The organism is Pseudomonas sp. HN11, assembly GCF_021390155.1.
Lineage (GTDB): Bacteria > Pseudomonadota > Gammaproteobacteria > Pseudomonadales > Pseudomonadaceae > Aquipseudomonas.
Genome location: NZ_CP089985.1, coordinates 3,451,675 through 3,477,682 on the forward strand (window position 1 = coordinate 3,451,675; position 26,008 = coordinate 3,477,682).

Annotated in this window: 21 protein-coding genes; 16 read left to right on the plus strand and 5 right to left on the minus strand. The window is 60.3% G+C overall.

The genetic code is table 11. From position 1 onward, the window contains the following. Nucleotides 1-23: 23 nt before the first annotated feature. A complete protein-coding gene (locus tag LVW35_RS15430) occupies nt 24-278 on the plus strand; it encodes a DUF6555 family protein (protein ID WP_233890950.1) in 255 nt (84 codons plus the stop codon). After that, on the plus strand, nt 278-517 hold the full coding sequence (locus LVW35_RS15435; RefSeq protein ID WP_233896487.1) for a hypothetical protein: 240 nt from the start codon (nt 278-280) through the stop codon (nt 515-517). The genes LVW35_RS15430 and LVW35_RS15435 overlap by 1 nt, the downstream gene beginning before the upstream one ends. Nucleotides 518-609: 92 nt before the next feature. Here the strand turns inward: LVW35_RS15435 and LVW35_RS15440 are convergent, their stop codons facing one another. From LVW35_RS15440 to LVW35_RS15450, 3 genes are read right to left on the minus strand one after another with little or no spacing between them, the layout of a single operon-like run. Continuing rightward, nucleotides 610-1,053 carry a DUF421 domain-containing protein gene (locus LVW35_RS15440; protein ID WP_233890951.1) on the minus strand — a complete coding sequence of 148 codons (444 nt, stop codon included), beginning with the start codon at nt 1,051-1,053 and terminating at the stop codon, nt 610-612. 8 nt (nt 1,054-1,061) lie between these two features. Then, a complete protein-coding gene (locus tag LVW35_RS15445) occupies nt 1,062-1,577 on the minus strand; it encodes a hypothetical protein (protein ID WP_233890952.1) in 516 nt (171 codons plus the stop codon). A 14-nt stretch (nt 1,578-1,591) separates the two neighbouring features. Next, nucleotides 1,592-1,813: a hypothetical protein gene (locus LVW35_RS15450; protein ID WP_233890953.1), complete on the minus strand. Its 222-nt coding sequence runs from the start codon at nt 1,811-1,813 to the stop codon at nt 1,592-1,594. A gap of 286 nt (nt 1,814-2,099) precedes the next feature. Here LVW35_RS15450 and LVW35_RS15455 point away from each other — a divergent pair, with 286 nt between their 5' ends. From LVW35_RS15455 to LVW35_RS15500, 10 genes are all read left to right on the plus strand, one after another. Then, a complete protein-coding gene (locus LVW35_RS15455; protein WP_233890954.1) occupies nt 2,100-2,684 on the plus strand; it encodes a hypothetical protein in 585 nt (194 codons plus the stop codon). A 192-nt stretch (nt 2,685-2,876) separates the two neighbouring features. Next, a complete protein-coding gene (locus LVW35_RS15460; RefSeq protein WP_233890955.1) occupies nt 2,877-3,461 on the plus strand; it encodes a hypothetical protein in 585 nt (194 codons plus the stop codon). Between the two features lie 267 nt (nt 3,462-3,728). Next, nucleotides 3,729-6,149, plus strand: coding sequence for a TonB-dependent receptor plug domain-containing protein (locus tag LVW35_RS15465; RefSeq protein WP_442799560.1), 2,421 nt, complete (start codon nt 3,729-3,731; stop codon nt 6,147-6,149). 44 nt (nt 6,150-6,193) lie between these two features. Beyond that, a complete protein-coding gene (locus LVW35_RS15470; protein ID WP_233896488.1) occupies nt 6,194-7,804 on the plus strand; it encodes an ABC transporter substrate-binding protein in 1,611 nt (536 codons plus the stop codon). Next, nucleotides 7,801-8,751 carry an ABC transporter permease gene (locus LVW35_RS15475; protein WP_233890957.1) on the plus strand — a complete coding sequence of 317 codons (951 nt, stop codon included), beginning with the start codon at nt 7,801-7,803 and terminating at the stop codon, nt 8,749-8,751. The genes LVW35_RS15470 and LVW35_RS15475 overlap by 4 nt, the downstream gene beginning before the upstream one ends. Nucleotides 8,752-8,754: 3 nt before the next feature. After that, nucleotides 8,755-9,654, plus strand: a complete 900-nt coding sequence (locus tag LVW35_RS15480) for an ABC transporter permease (RefSeq protein ID WP_233890958.1) — start codon at nt 8,755-8,757, stop codon at nt 9,652-9,654. Further along, a complete protein-coding gene (locus tag LVW35_RS15485) occupies nt 9,651-11,273 on the plus strand; it encodes a dipeptide ABC transporter ATP-binding protein (RefSeq protein WP_233890959.1) in 1,623 nt (540 codons plus the stop codon). The genes LVW35_RS15480 and LVW35_RS15485 overlap by 4 nt, the downstream gene beginning before the upstream one ends. 229 nt (nt 11,274-11,502) lie before the next feature. Then, a complete protein-coding gene (gene mexE, locus LVW35_RS15490) occupies nt 11,503-12,744 on the plus strand; it encodes a multidrug efflux RND transporter periplasmic adaptor subunit MexE (RefSeq protein ID WP_233890960.1) in 1,242 nt (413 codons plus the stop codon). Between the two features lie 15 nt (nt 12,745-12,759). After that, a complete protein-coding gene (locus LVW35_RS15495; RefSeq protein ID WP_233890961.1) occupies nt 12,760-15,939 on the plus strand; it encodes an efflux RND transporter permease subunit in 3,180 nt (1,059 codons plus the stop codon). Beyond that, entirely contained in the window at nt 15,936-17,351 is a 1,416-nt protein-coding gene (locus LVW35_RS15500) for an efflux transporter outer membrane subunit (protein WP_233890962.1), read from the plus strand. Before LVW35_RS15495 ends, LVW35_RS15500 begins: the two co-directional genes overlap by 4 nt. 85 nt (nt 17,352-17,436) lie before the next feature. Here the strand turns inward: LVW35_RS15500 and LVW35_RS15505 are convergent, their stop codons facing one another. Next, nucleotides 17,437-18,453: an AraC family transcriptional regulator gene (locus LVW35_RS15505; RefSeq protein ID WP_233890963.1), complete on the minus strand. Its 1,017-nt coding sequence runs from the start codon at nt 18,451-18,453 to the stop codon at nt 17,437-17,439. Nucleotides 18,454-18,622: 169 nt separating this feature from the next. Between LVW35_RS15505 and efeU the strand changes: the two genes are divergently transcribed. The 4 genes from efeU to efeO (LVW35_RS15525) are packed head-to-tail and all read left to right on the plus strand — an operon-like array spanning nt 18,623 to nt 22,846. Further along, nucleotides 18,623-19,468: an iron uptake transporter permease EfeU gene (efeU, locus tag LVW35_RS15510; protein ID WP_233890964.1), complete on the plus strand. Its 846-nt coding sequence runs from the start codon at nt 18,623-18,625 to the stop codon at nt 19,466-19,468. 10 nt (nt 19,469-19,478) lie between these two features. Next, entirely contained in the window at nt 19,479-20,681 is a 1,203-nt protein-coding gene (gene efeO, locus LVW35_RS15515) for an iron uptake system protein EfeO (protein ID WP_233890965.1), read from the plus strand. Nucleotides 20,682-20,695: 14 nt separating this feature from the next. Beyond that, the gene (gene efeB, locus LVW35_RS15520; protein ID WP_233890966.1) at nt 20,696-22,000 is read left to right on the plus strand and encodes an iron uptake transporter deferrochelatase/peroxidase subunit; all 1,305 of its coding nucleotides are present in this window, start codon (nt 20,696-20,698) and stop codon (nt 21,998-22,000) included. A 27-nt stretch (nt 22,001-22,027) separates the two neighbouring features. After that, nucleotides 22,028-22,846, plus strand: coding sequence for an iron uptake system protein EfeO (gene efeO, locus LVW35_RS15525; protein ID WP_233890967.1), 819 nt, complete (start codon nt 22,028-22,030; stop codon nt 22,844-22,846). Nucleotides 22,847-22,897: 51 nt separating this feature from the next. Here efeO (LVW35_RS15525) and LVW35_RS15530 read toward each other — a convergent pair whose 3' ends face one another. Continuing rightward, nucleotides 22,898-25,906 (minus strand): hypothetical protein, encoded by a 3,009-nt coding sequence (locus LVW35_RS15530; RefSeq protein ID WP_233890968.1) that lies wholly within the window; start codon nt 25,904-25,906, stop codon nt 22,898-22,900. Nucleotides 25,907-26,008: the final 102 nt, after the last annotated feature.

Genomic DNA, 26,008 nt, shown 5'->3' on the forward strand with positions numbered 1-26,008 from the left:
GTTCATGAGCATAAGGAGGTCTCATGAAACACGACGTTCTATTTACTATTGAATATCAGCTTCACGGTGAACCAAAGTCCTTCATCGTTCGTGCGCCGAAAATGGACAATGCCGAAGCTTGGCATTGGGCCAGTTGCGATGCAGGTGTCGCCTTCATCCCCAAATTTGGCCAGCACACAATCAAGCGTGTTTCCAAACCCATGGCGGAAAAATACGGCATTACGCAGGTACGCTGGAGCGCCGCGACGCAGGTGCAGTGGTCGGAGGTCCTCACATGATGACCACCCAGACGCTGGGATATACGACAAGACAAGCACTGGATGACAAGGTCGCGCGAAATAGCGAGATGTTTTTCGAAGCCGACCGACTGGATGCACAAGCGTACGAAATCATCAAGTCCTATAGCGGCGATGCGCAGACCTGGGCGCGCTTCATCGAAGCCAAGAAAATTGCGGATGCACAACGCACTGCCGCTTATCAAGAGTGGACGCGCATCCATCGTGCGAAGCGAAAGTAGCTGCCAGCCCTGTCGGAATAAGGGCTGGCGAGGTCCTCCGATTTGTCGTCGCGCTTTGCCGTCTCAGGCCGCTTACGTCGTTGACGTTGGATCTATTCGCTAGGGATGATGGAAATTTTCCCGTTTCGTTCAAGGATCGCGAATTTGATCTGATGGATCTCCACGATGCCTTGAGCGGATCGGGCTGCTTCGAGAATATCGCTTTCATCCAACCGCGCACGCTTGAGTCGCTCATGCAGCACAGTGCCATGCTCGACCACTATCGTCGGGCCGCCATCAAGCAGCCGTGAAAACCAACGTGAACGCTGCTTGACCAGCGAGAAACCAATGTCTATTGCAATCAGCGTTGCGATCACCAGCACCGCATTGGTCAGCGAAAAGTCGTTGCCCAGCAACGCCTGCTGGGTCGCCTCGCCGATGACCATCAACAACACCAGGTCGAAGGTGGTTAATTCCGCAAGCGAACGCCGGCCAGCGACTTTGAACAGGATCATCAACACCATGTAGATAGCAGCTGCTCGTAAAACCGAATCCATGATGCCCCCTAGGGATAGATGAACTGTGAGAAGCCCAATGAAGTGCCGGTTGGCAGCGAAACGCGCGTCGCGAAACTGCCCAGACCGTCGCTGCGCACCGTCAGGTGCACGATAGCTTGCCCCGCGTTGTCGCTGAGCACCCACAGCCTTATGCCCTCGCCCGCGGCACTCGACTTGAGTGGCTGCGGTTGAAGCATTTCAATTTCAAAGCCGCGCAACAATTCCCCACTGATTTCGACTTCAACCGGTTCGCGGGGTTTGCCCCGCAGATGGACGATCAATTCATCGGATGAGCCATTGCGCAAGAACCGCTGGTACTCGACGCGCAATTGTCCATCGGCACTGAGTGCCTCTGCGCTGCTCAGCGGCCCTTTGGAAAACAACCCTGCCAAGGTGAGCCCGATCAACACAACTAAACCGTACCAACCCACTCGCTCGAAGCACCAGATCTTGCGTTGCAAGGCCATGTCTTCATCAACAGGGTAACTGCGGCTGTGCAGATCCCGATGGACAGGCTCCTTCATACGGCCCCCAAGGCTCAGCCTTTACTATGTTCTGGAGAGGATGGACCTTCGGTGATGCCGCGCGGTCCCGCGATACCCCACATAGCCACTCCAACTAACGGCAACGCCAGGACCAGTGCCGTCCAACCCGCCTTGCTGACTGTGCTGTTATCGCTAGGCCAAACGCTATTAATGCCCCTTAGGTCCAGCACCAGCAGAATAATCATCAGGCCAATCCAAAAATAGGTTACTTGCATGACGTAACCTCCCGGTTACTGGTTATAGGTGGTTAGGTTTGAGGCGCGGCCAGGAGGTTCAGATTTTTTGAAATGGCAGGGACTTCCATCTAAAAATACGATAGTTCAGGGGAACTGAATCTGCCAAACCGCGCGGCCTGTGGTCGCCCCGGCACCATTGGGGCCAAGAAACGCCAGCACGGGCGAATCGTTGCCGGAGATTTGGCGGTCGTTCCTTAATTTTTTTTTCAATCTGCCGATACGGGCAATGCAGCATCGACCCATACCTCAAGGAAGCGGAACACTCATGAGCAGCCTCACCATCAACCGGAAGAAACTGGCTAACATCTGGATAATGCTTGGAAGCGTTCTCGCAGTGCTCGCGAGTGCTGCTGCGATTTATTCGTGGCTAAAAGAAATAAACACCTCTGTGTCTCACAACCAGAGTTTCTTCGGGCGATGGGAAAGCAACTACGCCTATCCAATCACAGGAGGGACCTTTACATTCAAAGGCATGACTGAGTACTTCCAGAACGGAAAATACAACGTTGCCGGCACAATAACGGTTGCCGGCTCAGTGGAGTCGAAAACCTATCAATTTGAGTACAACGCTTATGGTGCTGGCACGTGGACAGCTGACTCCAGGATTTTCTCATTTACCTTGGACAATATAAAAACCGCGCCCAAGTCCTACGTTCTTGACGGCCAGGATATACCCGTAGTCCTCGTCTCAACGCTGTTGGGGGCTTCGGCGCCCAACCTCAGTGATGCTTATCCATCCGGATCCTCTGGCGAAGCACGTATCGTCTCCATCGAGGAAAACGAAATAACGCTAGAAGAAAAAGATCCTAAAGGAAAGCCCTTTATTATTCACTCGTATCGGCAGCAGTAGTTGCCTTGAAGATGGCCTTCGCATTGAGAATGCCGCCGTGGGCTCAGTGACTGATTACGAAGGTTATGAAACCAGAGTCATGACCACGAGCCCGTTCTCAATTAGCGTTCAAATCGAGAAAATAGAATCAGCGTCAATACACGGTGAGCAGAACTGTCTACCGTCATCAACAAATCCAGCATCGGAGTCAAAGTGAAGATATTCAACAGAAAATGGAGCCAAATAAGCCACATCCACAATACCGGTGCCGTCAAGTCGCTGTATGTGTGGCTGTTCATCGTACCCATATTGGCAAAGGCACTCAGTGAAGTCCCCGCAGAAGTAAATTTCCTGATCGCAGGCCAACCCATTCCAATTAAAATGGAACTGCCCTTTTCATTTTTCTGCTTTTACTTGAGTGCTTTTTTCTTTGTGCTATCAAACTTAATCTTTCAATTTAAATGCCCTCAACTAATAAAAGACCATTCTTCATGGAGAAGCTTTGCGGAGCACGGTAAGGGTAAGGAGCATTTGTCTGATTATGTAGATGGACTTGATGTTTCGAAAGAACATAAAGAAGTCGCATGGCATACGCCGCTCACCCACAAACCAGGAGGTCTGTTACAAGATCAATTCTGGAAGTTTCATGATCTGGGAGAGTGGCAGACACCTGTCTTCCGGGGAGTCGCTGTGGGCCTGACCTATTTAGCCTTTATATTTATGGCCTGGGTTATCGTCCAGAATCTGCTGACGGTTGTGAACTACGCATTTGTTCACCAAACCGGCAACCAAGGGTAGCGCGCACGTCACAAGTGTTGGCCTCAGGCTGCCGCCGGGTGTTGCGACCGTCCAACATGGATGGGTCTGAAAGAATACCTTGGAGGTATCGCGAACCATAATAATAAAAATAGCTGATTTTATAATTTATAAAAATAACAATATTTAATAATTAGCTTATTCCAAAAAAGACTTTCCAAGCTCTTTTTTATAGATATACCTTCGTTTCACACACCGACCCCATACCTGGCGGAGGACGTATCCCCTAGCCTCCTCCAGGTTGCCTAAATGCCAGACATCGCATCCCCCACCTCCCTTAACACATTTCACCTGTCACTCTTGGCCAGCTCAATGCTCATGGCAGCGGCGCCCGCCTTCGCCGAATACGCCAGGCTCGACACGGTGACAGTAATCTCTACCGGCCTGCGCGGTCAGGAACGCACGGTGGCCGATAGCCCGGCGCCCATCGACGTGATCAACAGCGACCAGTTACTCAAGACCGGCCGCGCCGAGCTGTCCGAGGCGATTGCCAAGCTGCTGCCCTCGTTCAACTTCGGCACTAACATTGCCGGCTACAACTCGGTCACCCGCCCATTGAGCAACCGCAGCCTGGGCCCGGCCTACACGCTGGTGCTGGTCAACGGCAAGCGCCGGCACAACGGCGCTACCGGCCAGCGCGGCTCGATTGATAACAGTGGCGCGAATGCGGTGGACATCGACCTGATCCCGGTCAGCGCGGTGGACCATATCGAAGTGCTCAAAGACAGCGCTGCCGCCCAGTACGGTTCGGACGCGGTGGCGGGTGTGATCAACATCATCCTCAAGAACGCCAAGAGTGGCGGCCACCTGGAAACCAGTTACGGCCAGCTGTATTCCGGTCAGGGCGAGACCATCAAGGTCGCAGGTGATCAGGGCTTCGAACTTGGCCAGGGCGGCTTCTTCCACCTCTCGGCCGATGCGCGCAAGCGCGGCAGCGCGTCCTGGAACGATAAGGCGGACAACAGCGTGAGGGCCTTCAACGATCCTGCCAAGGAAGCGACCTGGGACCGTGTCGCGATCAAGAACGGCGATCCGGATCTCAAGGCCTTCAACCTGGCGTACAACGCCGAACTACCGCTGGAAAACCTGACGCTGTATTCGTTTTCCACCTACGGCGAACGCGATGCCGAGGCCGCCAACTACTTCCGTCTGCCGACCGGCACGGCCGCAGTGCCTGAAGTATTTCCGGACGGGTACTTCCCACTCAACAACATCAAGGACCGCGACTACCAACTGCTGTTCGGCGCCAAGGGCCTGGTGGCCGACTGGAACTGGGACCTGAGCACCACCTACGGACGCAATAACGTGCACCACTCCAGCGACCTCAATATCAACCCGTCGCTGGGCATCGCGTCGCCGACCAAATTCGACAACCTGGCGACCTTCCGCTTCGAGCAGTGGGTCAATAACCTGGACTTCACCCGCCGCTATGACAGCCTGTTCAACCTGACACCGCCGGTGCAGGTCTCGGCGGGCCTGGAACATCGCTGGGAGCATTTCAGTACCTTCGCAGGAGACCGCGAGGCCTATATCACCGGGACCTACCCCGCCGCCTCCGGCGCGCAGGCAGCGGTGACGATTCGCCCTGAAGACGAAGTGAGCCTGATCCGCAATAACTACGCGGGCTATCTGGACCTGGGTTTCGACCTGACCGAACGGTGGTTTCTCGACGTCGCCGGTCGCGTCGAACATTACGACGACGACTCGGGCAACACCTTTGGCCTGAAACTGAACTCGCGCTACGCATTGACCAATACCGTGGCCGTGCGTGGCACCGTCGGCACCGGCTTCCGGGCGCCCTCTTTGACCCAGATCGGCTACACCGTGGCCGACAACCGGGTAGCGACCGATGTGAATGGCAACGTGGTGCCGGCGGTGACGCGCCTGACGCCGTCCGGCAGCAACCTGGCCAAGGCCCTCGGGGGTGATGACCTCAAGCCGGAGAAGTCGCGCAACCTCGGGCTGGGCCTGACCTGGCAACCGGCGCCACACACCAGCATCACCGCCGACGCCTACCTGATCGACATCGACGACCGCATCGCGCTGACCAGTAACATCTACGACCGTGGCAATGGCGCAATCAACGCCATCCTCGCCGCCCAGGGTGCGCCCACTGGCACCTGGGTCAACTACTACACCAACGCCTTCGACACCCGCACCAAGGGCCTGGACGTAGTCGCCGACCACACCACGCCTCTGGACGCCTGGGGCAATGTGCGCTGGAGCCTGGGGTTCAACTGGAACAAGACCACCATTGAAGGCACCCGCGACACGCCGGCGGCACTGGCTGGTTCAGGCGTGACCCTGGTGGGCCGTGACCGTGAAGGCGACCTCACCGACGCGTCCCCCAAGACCAAATGGATCCTGGGCGCCAACTGGAAGGTCGAAGACCTTGCAGTCAACCTGCAAACCGCCCGTTACGGTGCGGTGAAGACACTCGCAGTGAACCCCTCCGGTGACCGCAGCTTCGGCGCCAAATGGATCACCGACCTGGACATCAGCTACACCTTCGTCGACAGCCTCACCGTGAGCATCGGCGGCACCAACATCTTCGATGTGCGCCCCGACAAACACGCGGTGTACAGCAACCTCGGCCTGGCCGCCTACGGCAATCCGCCGTTCTACCCCGGTGGCGGCTATTGGTACACCAAGCTCGCCTACGACTTCTGATCCAAACGCCACATGAGGGCACCCCATTGAATACCTCCAACTTGATAAGCCGTCTGCTGGCCCCCTGCGCCTTGGCGTTAAGCCTCACCGCCTGCTCGCCCGGGAATGACACCCAGGCGGGCAAGACCCTGAACATCGCATTCTTCGGCGATAACACCACGCTGGTCAGTGTCGATCCGTTCCAGGTGTATTGGCTGGAACACCGCGTGCTGCTGCGCAATGTCGCCGAGTCCCTGACTGACCAGGATCCGGACACCGGCAAGATCATTCCCTGGCTGGCCAAAAGCTGGGAAGTCAGCGATGACGCACTGACCTACACCTTTCACCTGCGTGACAACGTCACCTTCAGCAACGGCGAGCGCTTCGATGCCAAGGCGGTGAAAACCGCGTTCGACAGTGACAAAGCATTGGCCACCGAACTGCCGGCCACTTTCGGCGCCACCTACCTGGCGGGTTACGACCATGCCGAGGTGGTGGACGACTTCACCGTCAAGCTGGTGCTGTCCAAGCCCAACGCGGGTTTCCTGCAAGCCACGTCCACCACCAACCTGGCGATCCTCGCGCCCGCCTCCTATGCATTGACGGTGAAAGAGCGCTCGCTGGGCAAGATCATTGGCACCGGGCCGTTCGTATTGGCCAGCTACACGCCGGAAATCGGCGCTCATCTGACCAAACGCAAGGGCTACGCCTGGGCTTCGGCCAATATGAAAAACCAGGGCGAGGCACACCTGGATGCGGTAGAGATCAGCTACATCCCCGAAGAAAGCGTGCGCAACGGCCTGTTCCTGCAAGGCAAGACCGACATCCTGTGGCCGCGTAACCCGTTCTCGGAGGTTGACCTGAAGCTGTTTCAGTCCAAGGGCGCGACCATCCAGAGCCGCTCGCTGCCGGGTCCTGCACTCAATCTTTATCCCAACACCCGTGGCGGACGCATCCTGGCCGACCAGCAAGTGCGCCAAGCCGTGCAGAAGGCCCTCGACCGCAAGAGTTACGCCAGCACCGTCTACAACGCCGAGTTCCCGGTGGTGGACGGCATTTTCGACGTGACCACACCTTACTTCAAAAGCCAGGGCAACAAGCTCGCCTATGACCCGGCGGGCGCCGAGCAACTGCTGGATCGAGCCGGCTGGGCCAAGGGTGCGGACGGCTATCGACAAAAAGACGCCAGGCGCCTGACCCTGAGCTACAACATTACCCCGGCCGAAACTGCCGGCGATGTACTGATCCAGGACCAACTGCGCAAGGTCGGCATCGAATTGAAACTCAGCGTGGTCACCCGCGCCGAATGGGTCGCCAACAACTCAGCGGGTAACTATGACCTGACGATCAACTACATGACCCGTGCCGACCCGATCATCCTGCAGACCATCCTCGATCCGCGCAGCGCCAACAGTTCCACGGTGGCCACCAACACCTATGAACCGGCGGTATTGGAAAAAGCCAAGGGCTTGTTCGATACCGGTATCACCGCGACCCAAGGCCCACAGCGCGCCGCAACCTATGGTGCCCTGCAGGATCTGCTGATCGATGAAAGCTCGGCGTTCCCGGTGTATGAGCGCGTGTGGCAGGCCGCGACCTCGCCCAAGGTGAAAAACTTCCGCTGGACTGCCGAGGGTTTCGCGCTGTTGGGTGATATCGAGATTGCCACGCCATGAGCCGTTACCTGATCAGTCGCGGCGGACAAGCGTTGCTGGTGCTGTGGGGCGCCTACAGCATCACGTATTTCATCCTGTATCTGCTGCCGGGTGACACCTTATCAATCATGCTCAGTGCCTCGGGCATGGAAGCAGACTCGCTGTCGGTGGAAGACCTGGCCAAGGCGCGGGCTTATTACGGACTCGACAAGGGTTTATTCGAGCAGTATTTCGACCTGCTGCTGGGCGCACTGCGGGGAGACTTTGGCCAGTCACTCTCGCTCAACCGCCCGGTGGCCGAGCTGCTTGCCGAACGCTTGCCGCAGACCTTGTCCCTGGCAGGCCTGGCCATCGTGCTGTCGCTGCTGGGTGGCATCGGCCTGGCCTACCTGACCGCCTATATCCGCTGGCAACCGTTGAAAAAAGTCCTGGCGCGCCTGCCGTCCCTGGGCTTTTCGGTGCCGGTGTTCTGGATGGGTCTGCTGTTGATCCAGGTGTTCGCCTTCGGCCTCGGCTGGTTCCCCGCCACCGGCAGCCGGGGCGTTGAAAGCCTGGTGCTACCTGCCATCACCCTGGCGATTCCGAGCGCGGCGGTGTACGCCCAGGTGCTGCAACGCAGCTTCCAGGGGGTCTGGAAAGAGTCCTATATCGCCACCGCCTACGCCAAGGGCCTGAGCCGTGGTCAGGTACAGGCGCGCCACGGGTTCAAGAATGCTGCGCTGCCGATCCTCACACTGATCGGCCTGCAGGTCGGCAACACGGTGTCCGGTGCGGTGTTGGTGGAAACTATCTTTGCCCGCTCCGGCATTGGCCGGCTGGCCCAGGAAGCGGTGTTGCGCCAGGACATTCCGGTGGTGCTCGCGATTGTCGCGGTGTCGGCGGCGGCGTTTGTCCTGGTCAACCTGTTGGTCGACCTGCTCTATCCGTGGCTCGACCCGCGTATCTCCCACACGCCAAAGGTGTCCTAGACCATGACCATTCTTGAGCAGAACCTGGGCCGCAGCGCCCTCCCGGCCAGCCCGGCGCTGTGGCGCCGCCGTAGCCGCCTGCAACGCGCCACGGCGGTGGTGTTGCCGCTGCTGCGCAGGCCCGGTTTCAGCCTGGCGCTGCTGGTGGTGGTGTTTGCGCTGGTGGCCGCCGTGGCCCCGCACCTGTTGAGCGGCTTCGACCCCTACGCCACGTCCCCCATCGACAAGCTGCGCGCGCCCAACCTGAGCCATTGGTTCGGCACCGATGAGCTGGGGCGCGACCTGTACACCCGCGTGGTATACGGCGCCAGCCTGTCGGTACTCGCGGCGTTCCTGGCCGTAGGCATCGCGCTATTGGGCGGCCTGGGCCTGGGCATCTTGTCGGGCTTTACCGGCGGCCGCATTGACGCGGTGATCATGCGCTTTGTCGATGTACTGTTAGCCCTGCCCGGTCTGCTGCTGGCCCTGGCAATCGTCACAGCCATCGGCTTTGGCACTGTGCCAGTGGCCATCGCCGTGGGCATTGGCATTGTTCCAGGGTTCGCCCGCACCACCCGCGCCGAAGTGCTGCGGGTCAAGACATTGCCCTACGTCGAGGCCGCGCGCCTGGGCGGAGCAAGCTGGGGCCGCACCTTGCTGCGGCACATCCTGCCCAACGCCTGGGGGCCAGTGGCGGTGCTCGCGACCCTGGACTTTGGCGCGGCCATCCTGGCGACTGCCGGCCTGAGTTTTCTGGGGTTTGGCGCCGCGCCACCGGCCGCCGAATGGGGCACCTTGATCGCCAACGGACGGCACTTTCTGATCACTGCGCCGTGGGTGTCGCTGCTGCCCGGCCTGTTCCTGGTGGCCGTGGTGTTCAGCCTCAACCATATCGCCCGCACCTTCGAGGAAATCCAGCGATGAACGCTTTAGTGGATGTTCGCCAACTCAGTGTCAGCTATCGCTCCGGCGGGCACGTCAATCAAGCGGTGCGCACGCTGTCGTTCGCCATCGCCCAAGGCGAGACGGTGGCGATTGTCGGCGAGTCCGGCTCGGGCAAGTCGACCCTGGCCAATGCCATCCTCGGCCTGCTGCCGGACAATGCGCAGATCAGCACCGGCCAACTCTGGGTGGACGGCAACGACCTCACCCACGCCAACGAGCGCCAGAAACGCAGCCTGCGCGGACGCACAGTGGGCCTGGTGCCCCAGGACCCGATGGTCAGTCTCAACCCGACCCTGCGCATCGGCCAGCAGATCGCCGAGGCGCTGATCCTGGCCAAGGGCAAACGCTACCCCGCCGTGGATGCCGACATTGTCGAACTGCTGCAACAGGTGGGCATCGACAAGCCCGTGCTGCGCGCACGCCAGTACCCCCATGAACTCTCCGGCGGCATGCGCCAGCGCGTGCTGATCGCCATCGCCCTGGCCGGCAACCCACGCTTGATCATCGCCGACGAACCCACCAGTGCCCTCGACGTGACGGTGCAGCGCAAGATTCTCGACCACTTGCAACGCCTGGTCAGTGAGCGTGGGATTTCGCTGTTGATCATCACCCATGACCTGGGCGTGGCTGCCGACCGTGCCAATCGGATCCTGGTGATGCAGCAAGGCGAACTTGTCGAGCAGGGGCCGCCACGCCAGATCCTCAGCGCGCCGCAACACGACTACACCCGCGCGCTGATTGCCGCGGCGCCCGCGTTCGCCAAGCGCCGTGAGCCCTTGGTGCGCATTGATCCGGCGCAACAACCAATACTGAGCCTGCACAACGTGGGCAAGACCTTCGCGCTGCCCAAGGTCAAGGGTGAGGCCTCGACGTTCGTCGCCCTCGAAGACCTCAACCTGCAGGTCTTTCCCGGCCAGACCCTGGCCATCGTGGGCGAGTCCGGATCGGGCAAGAGCACCGCGCTGCGTATCGCCCTCGGCCTGGAAAAACCCACACAGGGTCGGGTCTGGTTCGAGCAACGGGACGTCACCGACCTGAGCTGGCGCGACTTCCGCCCGCTGCGCCAGCGCCTGCAACTGGTGCAGCAAAACCCATTTGCCGCCCTCGACCCACGCTTTACCGTGTTCGACAGCATTGTCGAGCCGCTGGTGTCGTTCGGCATACTCAAGGGCCCGGCCCTGGAACAGGCGGCACGGGAGTTGATCAGTCGTGTCCACCTCCCGGTCAGCTACCTGGACCGCCTGCCGCGCGAATTGTCCGGCGGCCAATGCCAGCGCGTCGCCATCGCCAGGGCACTGGCGTTGAAGCCGGACCTGTTGCTGCTGGACGAGCCGGTCAGCGCACTTGATGTATCGGTGCAGGCGCACATTCTGGACCTGCTGGAAGAGCTGCAACGGGAGATGGGCATCGCGTATGTGCTGGTGTCCCACGACCTGTCGGTGGTGGCCAACTTTGCCCACGAGGTGCTGGTGTTACGCAATGGCAAGGTAGTCGAACAAGGCAGCGTGGAACGGATCTTCAACGACCCCGGCAGCGATTACACCCGTGAATTGATTGCGGCGATCCCGGGGCGGCACGTCATCACAAGGGCGGCATAATCAAGCCGCGCTCGCCAGAACACAGGTGGGCGCGAGTTCCTTGCATCCCTTGCAACAGTCCTTTGTCATCACGCCCATTGATAGCCCCCTAACTAAACGCCCATGCTAGAGGGCTGACCTCACGCTTATATCATTCCGAATGATAGTTACCTTTGCTTCATTCGATTCGTGACATAGCACATCGCCGCGCATGATCCGCCCATCTCAAATACATTGGCGGATGCACCTCATGGAACAGTCACTCAAACATTTGCGCTTCCCCCTGGCGATTCTGGCCGTGGTGGTGATGAGCGCGTGCGGCAAGACCCCGGATCAAGCGGCCGCCATGCCAGCTGCCAAAGTCAGCGTGGCCAAGGTGCTGGAACAACCGGTCAACGAGTGGGATGAATTCACCGGTCGCCTGGAAGCCCCGGAAACTGTGCAGATCCGTCCTCGGGTCTCTGGCCAGATTGACCAAGTCGCTTTCACCGAAGGCGCTTTGGTCAAGAAAGGCGACCTGCTGTTCCAGATCGACCCGCGTCCGTTCCAGGCTGAAGTGCGTCGCCTGGAAGCCCAGTTGCAACAAACCCGCGCCGCGGCTACCCGCAGTGATAATGAAGCCCAGCGTGGCGAACGCCTGCGCCAGAGCAATGCGATTTCCGCCGAACTGGCCGACTCGCGCACCACCGCCGCCCAGGAAGCCCGCGCCGCTGTCGCCGGGATCCAGGCGCAGTTGGACCTGGCCAAGCTGAACCTGAGCTTCACCCGTGTGACGTCGCCAATCAGTGGCCGCGTCAGCCGTGCCGAAATCACCGCCGGCAACCTGGTGACCGCTGACACTACTGCGCTGACCAGCGTGGTCTCCACCGACAAGGTCTACGCCTACTTCGACGCCGATGAGCGTGTGTTCCTCAAGTACACCGAACTGGCTCGCCAAGGCCGTCGCGGTGCGACCACCCCGGTTTACCTGGGCCTGTCCAACGAAACCGGCAACCCGCATCTGGGCCAGATGAACTTCGTCGACAACCAGGTCAACCCGGCGACCGGCACCATCCGTGGTCGCGCCGTGTTCGATAACAGCAAGGGCGAATACACCCCTGGCCTGTATGCACGCCTGAAGCTGGTCGGCAGCGGCACCTACTCCGCCGTGTTGATCAATGACGAAGCCGTCGGCACCGACCTCGGCAAGAAGTTCGTGCTGGTGATGGACGGCGACAAGCCGGCCTATCGCGCGGTGGAGCTGGGGCCGAAGATCGAAGGTTTGCGCATTGTGCGCAGCGGTCTGAACAAGGACGACACCATTATCGTCAAGGGCCTGCAGCGCGTGCGCCCAGGGTCGCCGGTCGCCCCGGAAACCATTCCGATGGCCAGCAAGGAAACCCTCGCCGCCTTGGCCCAACAACGACAAGCGCTTGAAGCCAGCAACCTGGAACAAGTGGCGCCGGATAAAGCCGCGCCCAAACTTGCCAGCGCTGCGACTCCACGCGGTTAAGGGATACGACCTCAGATGAATTTTTCCAAGTTCTTCATTTCTCGGCCGATCTTCGCAGCGGTACTTTCGCTGTTGATCCTGATCGCCGGCGCGATCTCGCTGTTCCAATTGCCGATCAGCGAATACCCGGAAGTGGTGCCGCCGACCGTGGTGGTACGCGCCAACTTCCCGGGCGCCAACCCCAAAGTCATCGGCGAAACCGTGGCTGCCCCGCTGGAGCAAGCCATCACCGGCGTCGAGAACATGCTGTACATGTCCTCGCAGTCGACCGCCGACGGCAAGCTGACCCTGACCATCACCTTCGCCTTGGGCACCGACCTGGACAACGCGCAGGTGCAAGTGCAAAACCGTGTGACCCGGACTCAGCCGAAACTGCCTGAGGAAGTGACGCGCATCGGTATCACCGTGGACAAGGCCTCCCCCGACCTGACCATGGTGGTGCACTTGACGTCACCGGATCAGCGCTACGACATGCTGTACCTGTCCAACTATGCCTTGCTCAACGTGAAAGATGAGCTGGCGCGCCTGGGCGGTGTGGGTGACGTGCAATTGTTCGGCATGGGCGACTACTCCCTGCGTGTGTGGCTGGACCCGAACAAGACCGCTTCGCGCAACCTGACGGCCACTGACGTAGTGACGGCAATTCGTGAGCAGAACCGTCAAGTGGCGGCCGGTGCCTTGGGTGCACAACCTGCGCCGACCGCTACCGCGTTTCAGTTGTCGGTGAACACCCAAGGTCGCCTGGTGACTGAGGAAGAGTTCGAAAACATCATTATTCGTTCCGGCGACAATGGTGAAATCACTCGCCTCAAAGACATCGCGCGGGTGGAGCTGGGTTCCAGCCAATACGCCCTGCGCTCGTTGCTGAACAACCAGCCGGCCGTGGCAATCCCGATCTTCCAGCGCCCAGGTTCCAACGCGATCGAGATCTCCAATGAAGTGCGCGGCAAGATGGAAGAGCTTAAAAAGAGCTTCCCGCAAGGCATGGACTACAGCATCGTCTATGACCCGACCATCTTCGTGCGTGGCTCCATCGAAGCGGTGGTGCATACCCTGTTCGAAGCGCTGATCCTGGTTGTGCTGGTGGTAATCCTGTTCCTGCAAACCTGGCGCGCCTCGATCATTCCGTTGGTGGCCGTGCCGGTATCGTTGATTGGTACGTTTGCGGTGATGCACCTGTTTGGCTTCTCGCTCAACGCGCTGTCTTTGTTCGGCCTGGTACTGGCCATCGGTATCGTGGTGGACGACGCCATCGTGGTGGTGGAGAACGTCGAGCGCAACATCGAGCTGGGCCTGGAGCCGTTCCCCGCCACCGAAAAAGCCATGAGCGAAGTGACGGGGCCAATCATCGCCACGGCGTTGGTACTCTGTGCAGTGTTTGTTCCAGCGGCCTTCATCAGCGGCTTGACCGGGCAGTTCTATAAGCAGTTCGCCTTGACCATTGCGATTTCGACGGTGATCTCGGCCTTCAATTCGCTGACCTTGTCCCCTGCCCTCGCTGCCGTATTGCTCAAGAGCCATAATGCGCCGAAGGATGGTTTCTCCAAGTTCCTCGACAAATTGCTGGGCGGCTGGCTGTTCAAACCGTTCAACCGCTTCTTCGACAAGGCCAGCCATGGCTATGTCGGCACCGTTCGCCGCGTGATCCGAGGCAGCGGTATCGCACTGTTCCTGTACGCCGGCTTGATGGTCCTGACCTGGCTGGGCTTTGCCCACACCCCGACCGGTTTCGTACCGGCCCAGGACAAGCAATACCTGGTGGCCTTCGCCCAATTGCCGGACGCCGCGAGCCTGGATCGTACCGAAGACGTGATCAAGCGCATGTCCGACATCGCGCTGAAACAGCCAGGTGTGGAAGCCGCCGTGGCGTTCCCCGGCCTGTCGATCAACGGTTTCACCAACAGCCCGAACAGCGGCATTGTGTTCGTGACCTTGAAGCCTTTCGACGAGCGTAAAGACCCGGGCATGTCAGCCGGTGCAATTGCCGGTGCGTTGAACGGTAAATACAGCGAGATCCAGGAAGCCTACATGGCGATCTTCCCACCGCCGCCGGTACAGGGCCTGGGCACGATTGGTGGTTTCCGCCTGCAGATCGAAGACCGTGGCAACCTGGGTTACGACGAGCTGTACAAAGAAGTGCAGAACATCATTACCAAGAGCCGCACCACGCCGGAGCTGTTCGGCCTGTTCACCAGCTACACGGTCAACGTGCCCCAGGTCGATGCCGCCATCGACCGTGAAAAGGCCAAGACCCACGGCGTGGCGATCAGCGACATCTTTGACACCCTGCAGATCTACCTGGGCTCGTTGTATGCCAACGACTTCAACCGCTTCGGCCGGACCTACCAGGTCAACGTACAGGCTGAGCAACAGTTCCGCCTGGACGAAGACCAGATCGGCCAGCTGAAAGTGCGCAACAACAAAGGCGAGATGATCCCGCTGGCGACCTTCATCAAGGTCAGCGACACCTCGGGACCGGACCGCGTGATGCACTACAACGGCTTCATCACCGCTGAAATCAACGGCAACGCTGCACCGGGCTACAGCTCCGGCCAGGCTGAAGCGGCGATCGAGAAACTGCTGAAAGAAGAACTGCCCAACGGCATGACCTACGAGTGGACTGACCTGACCTATCAGCAAATCCTTTCGGGTAACACCGCGCTGTTCGTGTTCCCGCTCTGCGTACTGCTGGCGTTCCTGGTACTGGCGGCTCAATACGAAAGCTGGAGCCTGCCGCTGGCAGTGATCCTGATCGTACCGATGACGCTGCTGTCGGCGATTACCGGGGTAATTATCTCGGGCGGCGACAACAACATCTTCACCCAGATCGGCCTGATCGTACTGGTGGGCCTGGCGTGTAAGAACGCGATTCTGATCGTCGAGTTCGCCAAGGACAAACAGGCAGAAGGCCTCGACCCGCTCGCGGCGGTGCTGGAAGCCTGCCGTCTGCGTCTGCGGCCGATCCTGATGACCTCGTTCGCCTTCATCATGGGGGTGGTGCCACTGGTGTTGTCCAGCGGTGCCGGTGCCGAGATGCGTCATGCCATGGGCGTGGCGGTGTTCTCCGGGATGATCGGTGTGACCTTCTTCGGTCTGTTGCTGACGCCAGTGTTCTACGTACTGATCCGTCGCTATGTGGAACGCAGCGAAGCGCGCAAAGCGGCCAAGGCCTTGAAGCTGGAGACACAGCAATGAGTGTGAAAGTATTCCTGCCGAGCCTGCTGGTACTGGCGCTGAGCGCCTGTGCCGTAGGCCCGGACTACAAAGCCCAGACCCCGGAGGCGGCCAATATCACGGCCGCTGCCGATGCCAAGCAGTATGACCACGCCAAGTTCGAAGGCATCTGGTGGCAGCAGTTCGAGGACCCGACCCTCAACCAGTTGGTAACCCAGTCGCTGCAAGGCAACCGGGATCTGCGTGTCGCCTTTGCCCGTCTGCGTGCGGCACGGGCGATCCGGGATGACGCCAGCAATGACGCCATGCCGACCATCACCAGCCGTGCCAGCAGTGACCTGGCCAAAGGGCAAATCCCGGGCCAGACTACCAAGCGTGTCAACAGTGAGCGTTACGACCTCGGCCTGGACATGGCCTGGGAACTGGACCTGTTCGGTCGCATCCAGCGCAACCTGGAAGCCACCGACGCCGACCAACAAGCCGCCGAGGCTGACTTGTACCAGCTGCAAGTCACCCTGATCGCCGAACTGGTGGATGCCTACGGTCAATTGCGTGGCGCGCAACTGCGTGAACGCATCGCCTTGGACAACCTGAAGAACCAGCAGGAATCGCGCACCATCACCGAAAGCCTGCGCGATGCCGGTGTGGGCGACCAGCTCGACGTGGAGCGTGCCGACGCACGCCTCGCGGCGGTTGAAGCCAGCGTGCCGCAACTGCAAGCCGAACAAGTGCGCGAGCGTAACCGCATCGCTACCCTCCTCGGCCAGCGTCCCGACAAATTGACAGTCGACCTGAGCCCGAAAGACCTGCCGGCGATTGCCAAGGCCTTGCCGATTGGCGATCCGGGGCAACTGCTGCAACGTCGCCCGGACATTCTCAGCGCCGAACGCAAACTGGCCGCTGCCACTGCACGTATCGGCGTGGCCAAGGCCGACCTGTTCCCACGGGTCAGCCTCAGCGGCTTCCTCGGCTTTACCGCCGGGCGTGGCTCGCAGATCGGTTCGTCCGCCGCCAATGCCTGGGCCCTTGGCCCGAGCATCACCTGGGCAGCCTTTGACCTGGGCAGTGTGCGCGCCCGTTTGCGCGGCGCCGATGCCGAGGCGGATGGCGCCCTGGCAACCTACGAGCAGCAAGTGTTGTTGGCACTGGAAGAGTCCGAGAACGCCTTCAGCGACTACGGCAAGCGTCAGCAACGGTTGGTTTCACTGATCCGCCAGAGCGAATCCAGCCGCGCCGCCGCCGACCTGGCCGCGATCCGCTACCGCGAGGGCACCGTGGACTTCCTGGTGCTACTGGACGCGCAACGTGAGCGCCTGGCCGCCGAAGACTCCCAGGCCCAGGCCGAAGTGGATTTGTATCGCGGTATCGTCGCGATCTACAAGGCGTTGGGCGGTGGCTGGCAGCCGGATACGGTGGTCGCCAGCGCCAAGTGAGGTAAAGAGCTCCTTTGGTTGGTCGCATCCAACCAATTTTTAGCCCCGTGGTCCATTCGGTCACGGGGTTTTTTTGGGCCCTTGATCAATCAGCTTCACCCAGAATCAAACTCCGATAATGCCCCGGATTCGACCCCGCCCACTTACGAAACGCCTTATAAAACGAACTCGTATCAGCAAACCCCAGCCGCTCCGCGATTTGCGCGAAACTTATCTGTGGCTCCGCCAACCACACAATCGCCAATTCCTTACGCACACTGTCCTTGAGCCCTTGATAGGTCTGCCCTTCTTCTGCCAGGCGACGGCGCAAGGTTGAGGCCGAGATGCACAGGCTGACCGCGAGGCCTTCGGTTTCCGGCCAGGTTTCGGGGGGCATTTGGCGCAAATCGTGTTTGATCCGCATGGCGAGGCTGTCGGGGTCGCGGTACTTGACCAGGATATTGGCGGGCGCGTGGGCCAGGAAGCGCTGGAGTTCTTCCGGGGTGCGCTTGATCGGCAGGTCCAGGCAGTCGGCGGAGAAGATCATCCGCGTGCGGGGTCGGTCGAAACGCAGGTTGTCGGAAAACATCACCTGGTAGTCGTGACAGAATTCCGGCTTTGCGCAGCGCAGCTCAATCGCCAGGATTGGAATACGTCGTCCTGCCAACCAGCACACGACACCGTGGACGATCATCCAGTAAGTGAAGTAAGTGAAGGCCCGATTAGGTTCAGCCTCGGGCTCGACCAATACGATCTCCGCCAGACTTTGTTGACGCACCAACTCAGCGGGCAGTCGCTCCAGCATCAGTGACAGGAACTCCAGCCCGGCCTTCAGGGCGGTGGCAAGCGTTGGCTGCGCCATTGCAGCGCGGCAGAGAAACGCCAGGCTGCCGGACCTGAGCTTGCGCGGGTCCATACCGAAGAACTCATCATCGGTGCGCCGTGCCAAAAGGCGCCACAGCCGTGCGTAGGTGGTGGCCGAAACCCGCGCGGCAGGCTCGGCCAGCCACTGCGGGTCAATCCCGGCCTTGTGCAGCACTTCGGCACTCGTCGCCCCCGGCGCGCAGCTTTGCAGCAAGGCTTCGCGCACAAGGTGAATAGAAATGGTGTCTTTTTCCGACATGGTGGACCGCGTATCCAGAGCTGCGCAAAGAATGGCACGCATCATAAGGGCGGATGCGCATTGCCACCACCGTTCAGCCATTGTTCAGCAAACGTCAAGAATTGTTGTTTAGCAATGAGTATCATTATGTTACAACTTAGCACCCTATCTAGTTGTCATGCGGTGCCGAATGCTCGTTCCTTTCCTCATCATGCTGCGCGAAGGCATTGAAGCCGCATTGATCGTTGGCATTATCGCCAGCTACCTGCAACAGACCGGCCGTGGCCAGTGGATGCCGGCCGTATGGATCGGCGTATTTCTCGCCGCCGCATTGGCCCTGTTGGTCGGTGGAGGCCTGGAACTGGTCAGCGCCGAGTTTCCGCAAAAACAGCAGGAATTGTTCGAAGGCATCGTCGGCCTGGTCGCTGTAGGCATCCTCAGTTCCATGGTGTTCTGGATGCGCAAGGTGGCGCGCTCCATCAAGCATTCCCTGCACGAATCCCTCGATCACGCGTTGGCCGGTTCCAAGCACCAGGTGACCGCGTTGATCCTCATGGTGTTTTTCGCCGTGGCCCGCGAAGGCCTGGAAACCGTGTTCTTCCTGCTGGCCGTGTTCCAGCAGAGTGAAGGCCCAGGCGCGCCGATTGGCGCCCTGCTCGGCTTGATCCTGGCGATCATCGTCGGTTTCCTGATCTACACCGGCAGCATGCGCCTGAACCTGGGCGCGTTTTTCCGCTGGACCGGCCTCTTTATCCTCGTGGTGGCCGCCGGCATCCTGGCCAATTCGGTGCAAGCCCTGCACGAAGCGGGGGTATGGAATCACCTGCAAACCGTGCTGTTCGACTTCAGCACCGCGCTGCCCATGGACAGCCCGCTGGGCTCGGTGCTGGCCGGGATGTTCGGTTATCAGGAAGCGCCCACCATCAGCACCCTCGGCGCCTACCTGATTTACCTGGTGGTAGCCCTGGTGATGTTCTTCCTGCCCACCGCACCGTCCAAGCCTGCCGCCTCACCTTCTTCTGTTGCCAACCAGTAAGGACCGCCTCTTGTCCAACCCTACTCCTCAACCGTCCTCGCCACCCCGCGCCCTGCGCTGGGCCGTGGCGGGCTCGGTGGTCGTGATGATCGCCGCCGGTGGCCTGTTCTACTACGCCTCGCAACTGGCGGCGAGCAAGCGCCAGACCAACCACAATGAAATCGCCGTGACCATCCATGATCACGCCTGCGAACCGAATGAACTCAGCGTGCCCGCCGGCCGCGCGAGCTTTCGCATCATCAACCGCTCCGACCGTGCGGTGGAATGGGAAATCCTCGACGGCGTGCTGGTGGTCGAAGAGCGCGAAAACATCGCCCCCGGCCTGAGTCAGGTGATCAACGCCAACCTGCTGCCCGGCGACTACGCGATCACCTGCGGCCTGCTGAGCAACCCGCGCGGCACCTTGCACGTGACACCGACCGCCGAGTCCGATGCCCAGGCCAAGGCCAAACCGTCGATGGTGGCGTTTATCGGGCCACTGTCGGAATTCCGCGTGTACCTGAGCAGCCAAGGCAGCGCATTGATCAAGGCCGTCACCGCCTTGCAACAGGCCGTCGACGCCGGCGAGCTGGCCCAGGCTCAAGCGCTCTATGTTCCGGCGCGCGAGGCTTACCAACGCCTGGCCCCCGCATCGCAACGCCTGGCCGAGCTGGACAACGCGATCAATGCCCGCGCCGACTATTTCGAGAAGCGCGAGCAGGACCCGGCCTTCAGCGGCTTCCATCGCCTGGAATACAGCCTGTTCCAGCAACGTAGCCTCGACGGCCTGGGCCCGGTTGCACAGCGCCTGGTGACCGACGTCACCACACTCAAGCAGCAATTGCTCGCCCAGTCCCTGCCGCCGGAACAACTGGTGAGCATCGTGGTGCGCAATCTCAACAGCCTCGCCGATGTGCGCGCCATCAGCGGTGAAGAGGAGCGCTACAGCCATGTCGACCTGAATGGTTTCGCCGCCAACCTGGAAGCCGCCCACAAGGTCGTCGAGTTGATGCGACCGCTGCTGATAAAATCCGCCGCCGACCTGTTGCCCAAAGTCGACAGCGCCCTCTCCGCCTTCGATGCCGAACTCCAGGGCTTCAAGGTCGACAAGGGCTACGCCACCTATGACAACGTGACCGCCGATCAGCGTCAGCAGATCGCCCACAAGGCCAAGGCTCTGGCCGCTGCACTCGATGGAATCGACCCCGCCCTTGGCCTTTCCGGCCTGCAGTGAAGACGACCGCACACATGAGTGATTCCGCACAATTTGACCTCCAACGCCGCCGCGTCCTGCTGGGCATGGCCGCCACCGGCGCCGCGATTGCCGGCAGCACGCTGACCTGCCCGGCCATGGCCGCCGCGGCCGAGCAAGTCACCACCGCGCCGCGCAGTGACAAGACCCAGGACCATCACGATTTCTACGGCAAGCACCAGAGCGGTATCGTCACCCCACGCCCGGCGTGCGGCATGATTGTGGCGTTCGACGTACTGGCCAGCGACCGTGACGACCTGGAGCGCCTGTTCCGTACCCTGAACGAACGCATCGCCTTTCTGATGACCGGCGGCACCGTGCCGCAGGTCGACCCGAAACTGCCGCCCACCGACTCCGGCATCCTCGGCCCGGTGGTCACGCCCGACAACCTGACCGTCACCGTATCCGTCGGCGAATCGCTGTTCGATGAGCGCTTCGGCCTCACGGCAGTCAAACCCAAGCGCCTGAGCCGCATGGTTGGGTTCCCCAACGATGCGCTGGAGCCGGCGCAGTGCCACGGCGACCTGAGCCTGCAATTCAGCTCCAACACCCCGGACACCAATATCCACGCTTTGCGCGACATCGTGAAGAACCTGCCCGACCTGTTGCTGGTGCGCTGGAAGCAAGAAGGCAGTGTGCCGCCCCAGGCGCCGAGCAAACCCGGAGAGCCGGCGCAGAGCGCGCGTAACTTCCTGGGGTTCCGTGACGGTTCGGCCAACCCGGACTCCAACGACGCCAAGGCCATGGACCAGATCGTGTGGGTGCAGCCTGGCAGTGACGAACCGGCATGGGCGGCCAACGGCAGCTATCAGGCCGTGCGCATCATCCGCAATTTCGTCGAACGCTGGGATCGCACCCCGCTGCAAGAACAGGAAAGCATCATCGGCCGCGTCAAACCCACCGGCGCGCCGATGGATGGCCACAACGAAACCCAGGTGCCCGACTACAGCAAGGACCCTGAAGGCAAATTGACCAAACTCGATGCCCACATCCGCCTGGCCAACCCGCGCACCCCGCAGACGCAGGCCAATCTGATCCTGCGTCGGCCGTTCAACTACTCCAACGGCGTGAACAAAAACGGTCAGCTGGACATGGGGCTGCTGTTCATCTGCTACCAGGCCGACCTGGAGAAAGGCTTCATCAGTGTGCAAACCCGGCTCAACGGTGAGCCCCTGGAGGAATACCTCAAGCCGGTTGGCGGTGGGTACTTCTTCACCTTGCCAGGGGTCGTCGGGCCCAAAGATTTCATTGGGCGCACGCTATTGGCTGCAACGCACCCTCAAACCACTGCCCATACCTAAAACAGACCCCAGAGCGGAAATCGTCCCATGAAAAAGTCGTCTATCGCATTGTCGTTATTGCTGACCCTTTCGCCGCTGGCAGCCTTCGCCGCTGCCGCGCCGCTGGACCTGGTAGGGCCGGTGTCGGACTACAAAATCTACGTCACCGAAGAGATCGGCGAGCTGGTCACCCAGACCCAAGCCTTCACCGACGCCATCAACAAGGGCGATCTGGCCACCGCCAAGAAACTCTACGCGCCGACCCGCGTGCATTATGAGTCCATCGAGCCGATCGCCGAGCTGTTCAGCGACCTCGACGCTTCCATCGACTCCCGCGTCGACGATCATGAAAAAGGCGTGACCGCCGAAGACTTCACCGGCTTCCACCGCATCGAATACGCACTGTTTTCCCAGAACACCACCAAGGGCCTGGAAACCCTGACCGCCAAACTCAACACCGACGTCAACGACCTCAAGACCCGCGTCGATGGCCTGACCTTCCCGCCGGAAAAAGTCGTCGGCGGTGCCGCAGCCCTGCTCGAAGAAGTCGCCGCCACCAAGATCTCCGGCGAAGAAGACCGCTACAGCCACACCGACCTGTATGACTTCCAGGGCAACATCGACGGCGCGAAGAAAATCGTCGACTTGTTCCGTGGCCAGATCGAGAAACAGGACAAGGCCTTCCTGACCAAAGTCGACAAGAACTTCGCCGCCGTGGATAAGATCCTGGCCAAATACAAGACCAAGGACGGCGGCTTCGAGACCTACGACAAGGTCAAGGAAAACGATCGCAAGGCACTGGTGGGTCCGGTCAACACCCTCGCGGAAGACCTCTCGACACTGCGCGGCAAGTTGGGTCTGAACTGACCCCACGGCTTGGCGACCGCTCAGCCACCCTTGGTGGAGCGGCCGCTATGCTCATGCAGCTTGCGATCCGGGCGGCTTGGTAGGATCAACCAGGCCTGTACCGACCAGAAAATAACAACGCATTTTTTCCTCTATCGTCATCAGGTGAGGCATTGCCTTGCTCAAGCCCGTACTGACAGTCCTCAGGCTGGGCAGCTTGGACAGGCCCTTGGACGCGGCACTGATAAGGCGCGGATAACCATCCACCGGATTGAGGACCGCGCTCCAGAACAGCGCCGTCTGCTTGGAAAGGTCAAACGCGGCGTCGCTGAAGCGCACCTTAGGTTCATTCCAGGACCAGGCGCCCTTGGGAGTGTGTGGCGCAACGCGAGCGCTGAATCTGCCAATGCTCGGCCGGCTGCTGTGTTTTACCAGGGTCTTGAGCGAACGGATCAACGACCGTGCCTGGCCCCCCGCGCCAATCATCAAGCCTGCGCCGTCCAATGCCAGGCTTTGCAGGCCTTTACCAAAATCACCATCGCGAAAATCCTGATAGGCCCCGACGAAGGGAACCAGCGATAGCAGCAGGTTCAGATCCCGCGCATGGGCCTCGCGGCTTTTTTCCACGGGTAACTGTCCCTTTGCCCGTGCAAGCATGTCCTTCGCACTTTCGTAGAAATTGTGTTCGGTGATCTCAACGGCAATGTCCTCGATACGGTCTGACTGATAGGTATCAGGAACAAACGATTCCTTGGTCACACTGTCGGGGAGTGGGCGGGGACCTTTGGTAACGCCGACTTTATCGAGAATGACGTCGGAAGAACTGTCACCTTCGCGTGCTGGCGCACCGCTGGAATATGCATTGAAATCCAAGCCGACCTCGTGACCGCGACGGATGTATTTGTCTGCAAGCAATTTGTACTTGGCCAGGTGGCTTCTATCGTAGGCCACCTTGTCCAGCGCAGTCGTTACTTCGAGGCTGTCGTGCTTGATGATGTTTCCGCTGTATAGCACTTCGTAATACGTGACAGTATTGTCGTGAAGCACACGCATCAATGTCCCCTGCCGCGCGGTGACCGCCTCTCGGTCGAGATCCGACTCCCACACCTGCTGCTTGCCGGTGGCCTTGCGCAGCGTGAACAGCTCCACCTTGCCCAGCTCGATGCGCTGGCGATCGGCCAATGGCAAGCCAGCGAACATCAGTTTGAGCTTGGTGACAAAGCCCATCTGTTGATCGGCGTGGTGACGGGAAACCACTCGTTCCAATAAAGGGTCCAAGGCGGGAAGCCGTTCGATGATTTCGTTGAGTTTTTCTCGAGCTGTGGCCGAAATGGTCGGGGACTCGTTAACGTTGCTATAGGGGGTGTCCGGACGTTTGACGGGGCTGGTCATATCGGTGGTCAAGACCCATCTGTCCTTGATCAGATCACCGCTCATGTACGTCTCGATCAGCGAGCGGGTACGCGGTTCGGAGCGCCTCAGATTGCGGCGTTCGTCGGAGTCGTGGAGATGAACCGTCATGGCCTCCAATTGGCTGAGGCTGGTCTGAGGCATGGCCTTGAGCAACTCCTGGGTAGCCACCTGCCTGCGCGACGGCAGGACGGTGCTCAAGCGATTGAACGAACGAACCGACAGTGCCCGTTGCCGCGAGAACACACTCGACGCTTTCTTGAGATCCTCCTGAGTATGCTGGCCTTGAGGCTTGTCCGGTATGACGCCATTGAGCACTCCCCAGTCGAGCAATATGCCAAGGGCTTTCTCCTGCATGAGCGTGCGTTGGCCTTCAGACGTAAACTCCAGGCCCGTCAGTGCGCAAACCTGCTCCTCATCCATCATCCGAGAGGTGCCTGGCAACATGCATTCAGCCATCGCGCAGCCAAGCCGCAGTTCCGTCCAGGCCGATGTGCCGATCTTGATGCCCTCGGGTACGTCCCGGACCAGAAACTCGGGGGCTACCCGCGCCAGCGCGACATGGGCCACCAGCAGCGCGAAGTTGGGGTGCATCAACTGGGTGTCACGCAAGTGCTGTTCCAGGGCCTGGCGGACTTCACCCAAGGTGCGTCCCGCGTTGCGGGGGCTGTAGAGCGCGTAACCGCCTATCGAACCGGCGGGGCCGTCCAATACCGTGGCAAGGATGTTGCCAAATGCTACAGCGTCCGGCCCCTGGCTCAACCTCCTAAGGTGAGCGTCGGGATCGGCACTCAGTGTTGCCGGGGTGTACAACGCAAGCGTCACCAGCGATTTGTAGTCCGGATCACCCGGTTGTCGCGGGATCAACCCAGAATAATCACCCAAGGGCGGAGCCGGTGGCAGGACTGTGCGCAACCACCGAATGACGTTGCGGGTCGCTGCAGCCGTACGGGGCACGCCCAACCCCTTATGCTCAAGCAACTGGGCAACATCGTAGCTGGGGTGAGGCCCAATGCCCTTGGCTGAGGCCGGCGATATCTGGATCTTCAGTGTCGACCAGTCGGTAGCACTGCCATCCGCCAGGTTCTGCACCTGCTCGCCGAGCAAGTCAGCCAGGAAAGCCCGCTCATCCAGGTCACTGATGACGCTGCGAACGTCGTCGAGCGCTGCAAAAAACCGAGGGGCCGCCGTCAAGCCATTCGCCGCCACCTGATCTTTAAGTGCCCGCTTCTGTTCAGTGGACTCGCCAGGGTCGAGACCGTAGGCATTCAACACGACGTGGAGAGGCATACGGGGTTCGTCGGTACTGACGTAGGGCAAGCCCTTGTCGTCGGGGTCAAGCAGATTGCGCATCGCCCGCAGATGCCGGCTTGCCTCCCCCCAGTCACTGTCGTCAGTAACGCTGGACGCTACGGCGGTGCGTACGCCACCCACGGTGGTGAAGCCCTCTACGCGATCCTTGCGTAGTGTCAGGGTGTCCGTTGCCAAGCCTTTACGCGAGAACCAGGACTGAGAAGACGCTTGCTCAAGCAACTGACGATAGAGGATCAAAGCCCCTCCGAGGCTGCTGTCCTTGGGGATTGCTACGCTGTTCTGGCCGCTGGCGAGGGCGTGTGCCAGACGCTCGGCCAACGTGGCGTCGCCGGCGCTGGCGTTGTCACTGGGCGACATGGGCAGCGTCCAGTCAGGAGCCGGAATTGCCTGCGTATCGGGGAGTTGGGGGACAGGAACGGAGGGGGTGGATGGAACAAGGGAAATTGAAGGTTGGGAAAT

Excerpts from the sequence above, each read along its gene's own strand:
- LVW35_RS15505 (WP_233890963.1), bottom strand. The coding sequence starts at position 18,453 with ATGTCGGAAAAAGACACCATTTCTATTCACCTTGTGCGCGAAGCCTTG.
- LVW35_RS15485 (WP_233890959.1), top strand. The coding sequence starts at position 9,651 with ATGAACGCTTTAGTGGATGTTCGCCAACTCAGTGTCAGCTATCGCTCC.
- LVW35_RS15495 (WP_233890961.1), top strand. The coding sequence starts at position 12,760 with ATGAATTTTTCCAAGTTCTTCATTTCTCGGCCGATCTTCGCAGCGGTA.
- efeU (WP_233890964.1), top strand. The coding sequence starts at position 18,623 with ATGCTCGTTCCTTTCCTCATCATGCTGCGCGAAGGCATTGAAGCCGCA.
- LVW35_RS15430 (WP_233890950.1), top strand. The coding sequence starts at position 24 with ATGAAACACGACGTTCTATTTACTATTGAATATCAGCTTCACGGTGAA.
- LVW35_RS15475 (WP_233890957.1), top strand. The coding sequence starts at position 7,801 with ATGAGCCGTTACCTGATCAGTCGCGGCGGACAAGCGTTGCTGGTGCTG.
- LVW35_RS15440 (WP_233890951.1), bottom strand. The coding sequence starts at position 1,053 with ATGGATTCGGTTTTACGAGCAGCTGCTATCTACATGGTGTTGATGATC.
- efeO (WP_233890967.1), top strand. The coding sequence starts at position 22,028 with ATGAAAAAGTCGTCTATCGCATTGTCGTTATTGCTGACCCTTTCGCCG.
- LVW35_RS15455 (WP_233890954.1), top strand. The coding sequence starts at position 2,100 with ATGAGCAGCCTCACCATCAACCGGAAGAAACTGGCTAACATCTGGATA.
- mexE (WP_233890960.1), top strand. The coding sequence starts at position 11,503 with ATGGAACAGTCACTCAAACATTTGCGCTTCCCCCTGGCGATTCTGGCC.
- LVW35_RS15465 (WP_442799560.1), top strand. The coding sequence starts at position 3,729 with ATGCCAGACATCGCATCCCCCACCTCCCTTAACACATTTCACCTGTCA.
- efeB (WP_233890966.1), top strand. The coding sequence starts at position 20,696 with ATGAGTGATTCCGCACAATTTGACCTCCAACGCCGCCGCGTCCTGCTG.
- LVW35_RS15480 (WP_233890958.1), top strand. The coding sequence starts at position 8,755 with ATGACCATTCTTGAGCAGAACCTGGGCCGCAGCGCCCTCCCGGCCAGC.
- LVW35_RS15445 (WP_233890952.1), bottom strand. The coding sequence starts at position 1,577 with ATGAAGGAGCCTGTCCATCGGGATCTGCACAGCCGCAGTTACCCTGTT.
- LVW35_RS15530 (WP_233890968.1), bottom strand. The coding sequence starts at position 25,906 with ATGTCGCCCAGTGACAACGCCAGCGCCGGCGACGCCACGTTGGCCGAG.
- LVW35_RS15435 (WP_233896487.1), top strand. The coding sequence starts at position 278 with ATGACCACCCAGACGCTGGGATATACGACAAGACAAGCACTGGATGAC.
- LVW35_RS15450 (WP_233890953.1), bottom strand. The coding sequence starts at position 1,813 with ATGCAAGTAACCTATTTTTGGATTGGCCTGATGATTATTCTGCTGGTG.
- LVW35_RS15500 (WP_233890962.1), top strand. The coding sequence starts at position 15,936 with ATGAGTGTGAAAGTATTCCTGCCGAGCCTGCTGGTACTGGCGCTGAGC.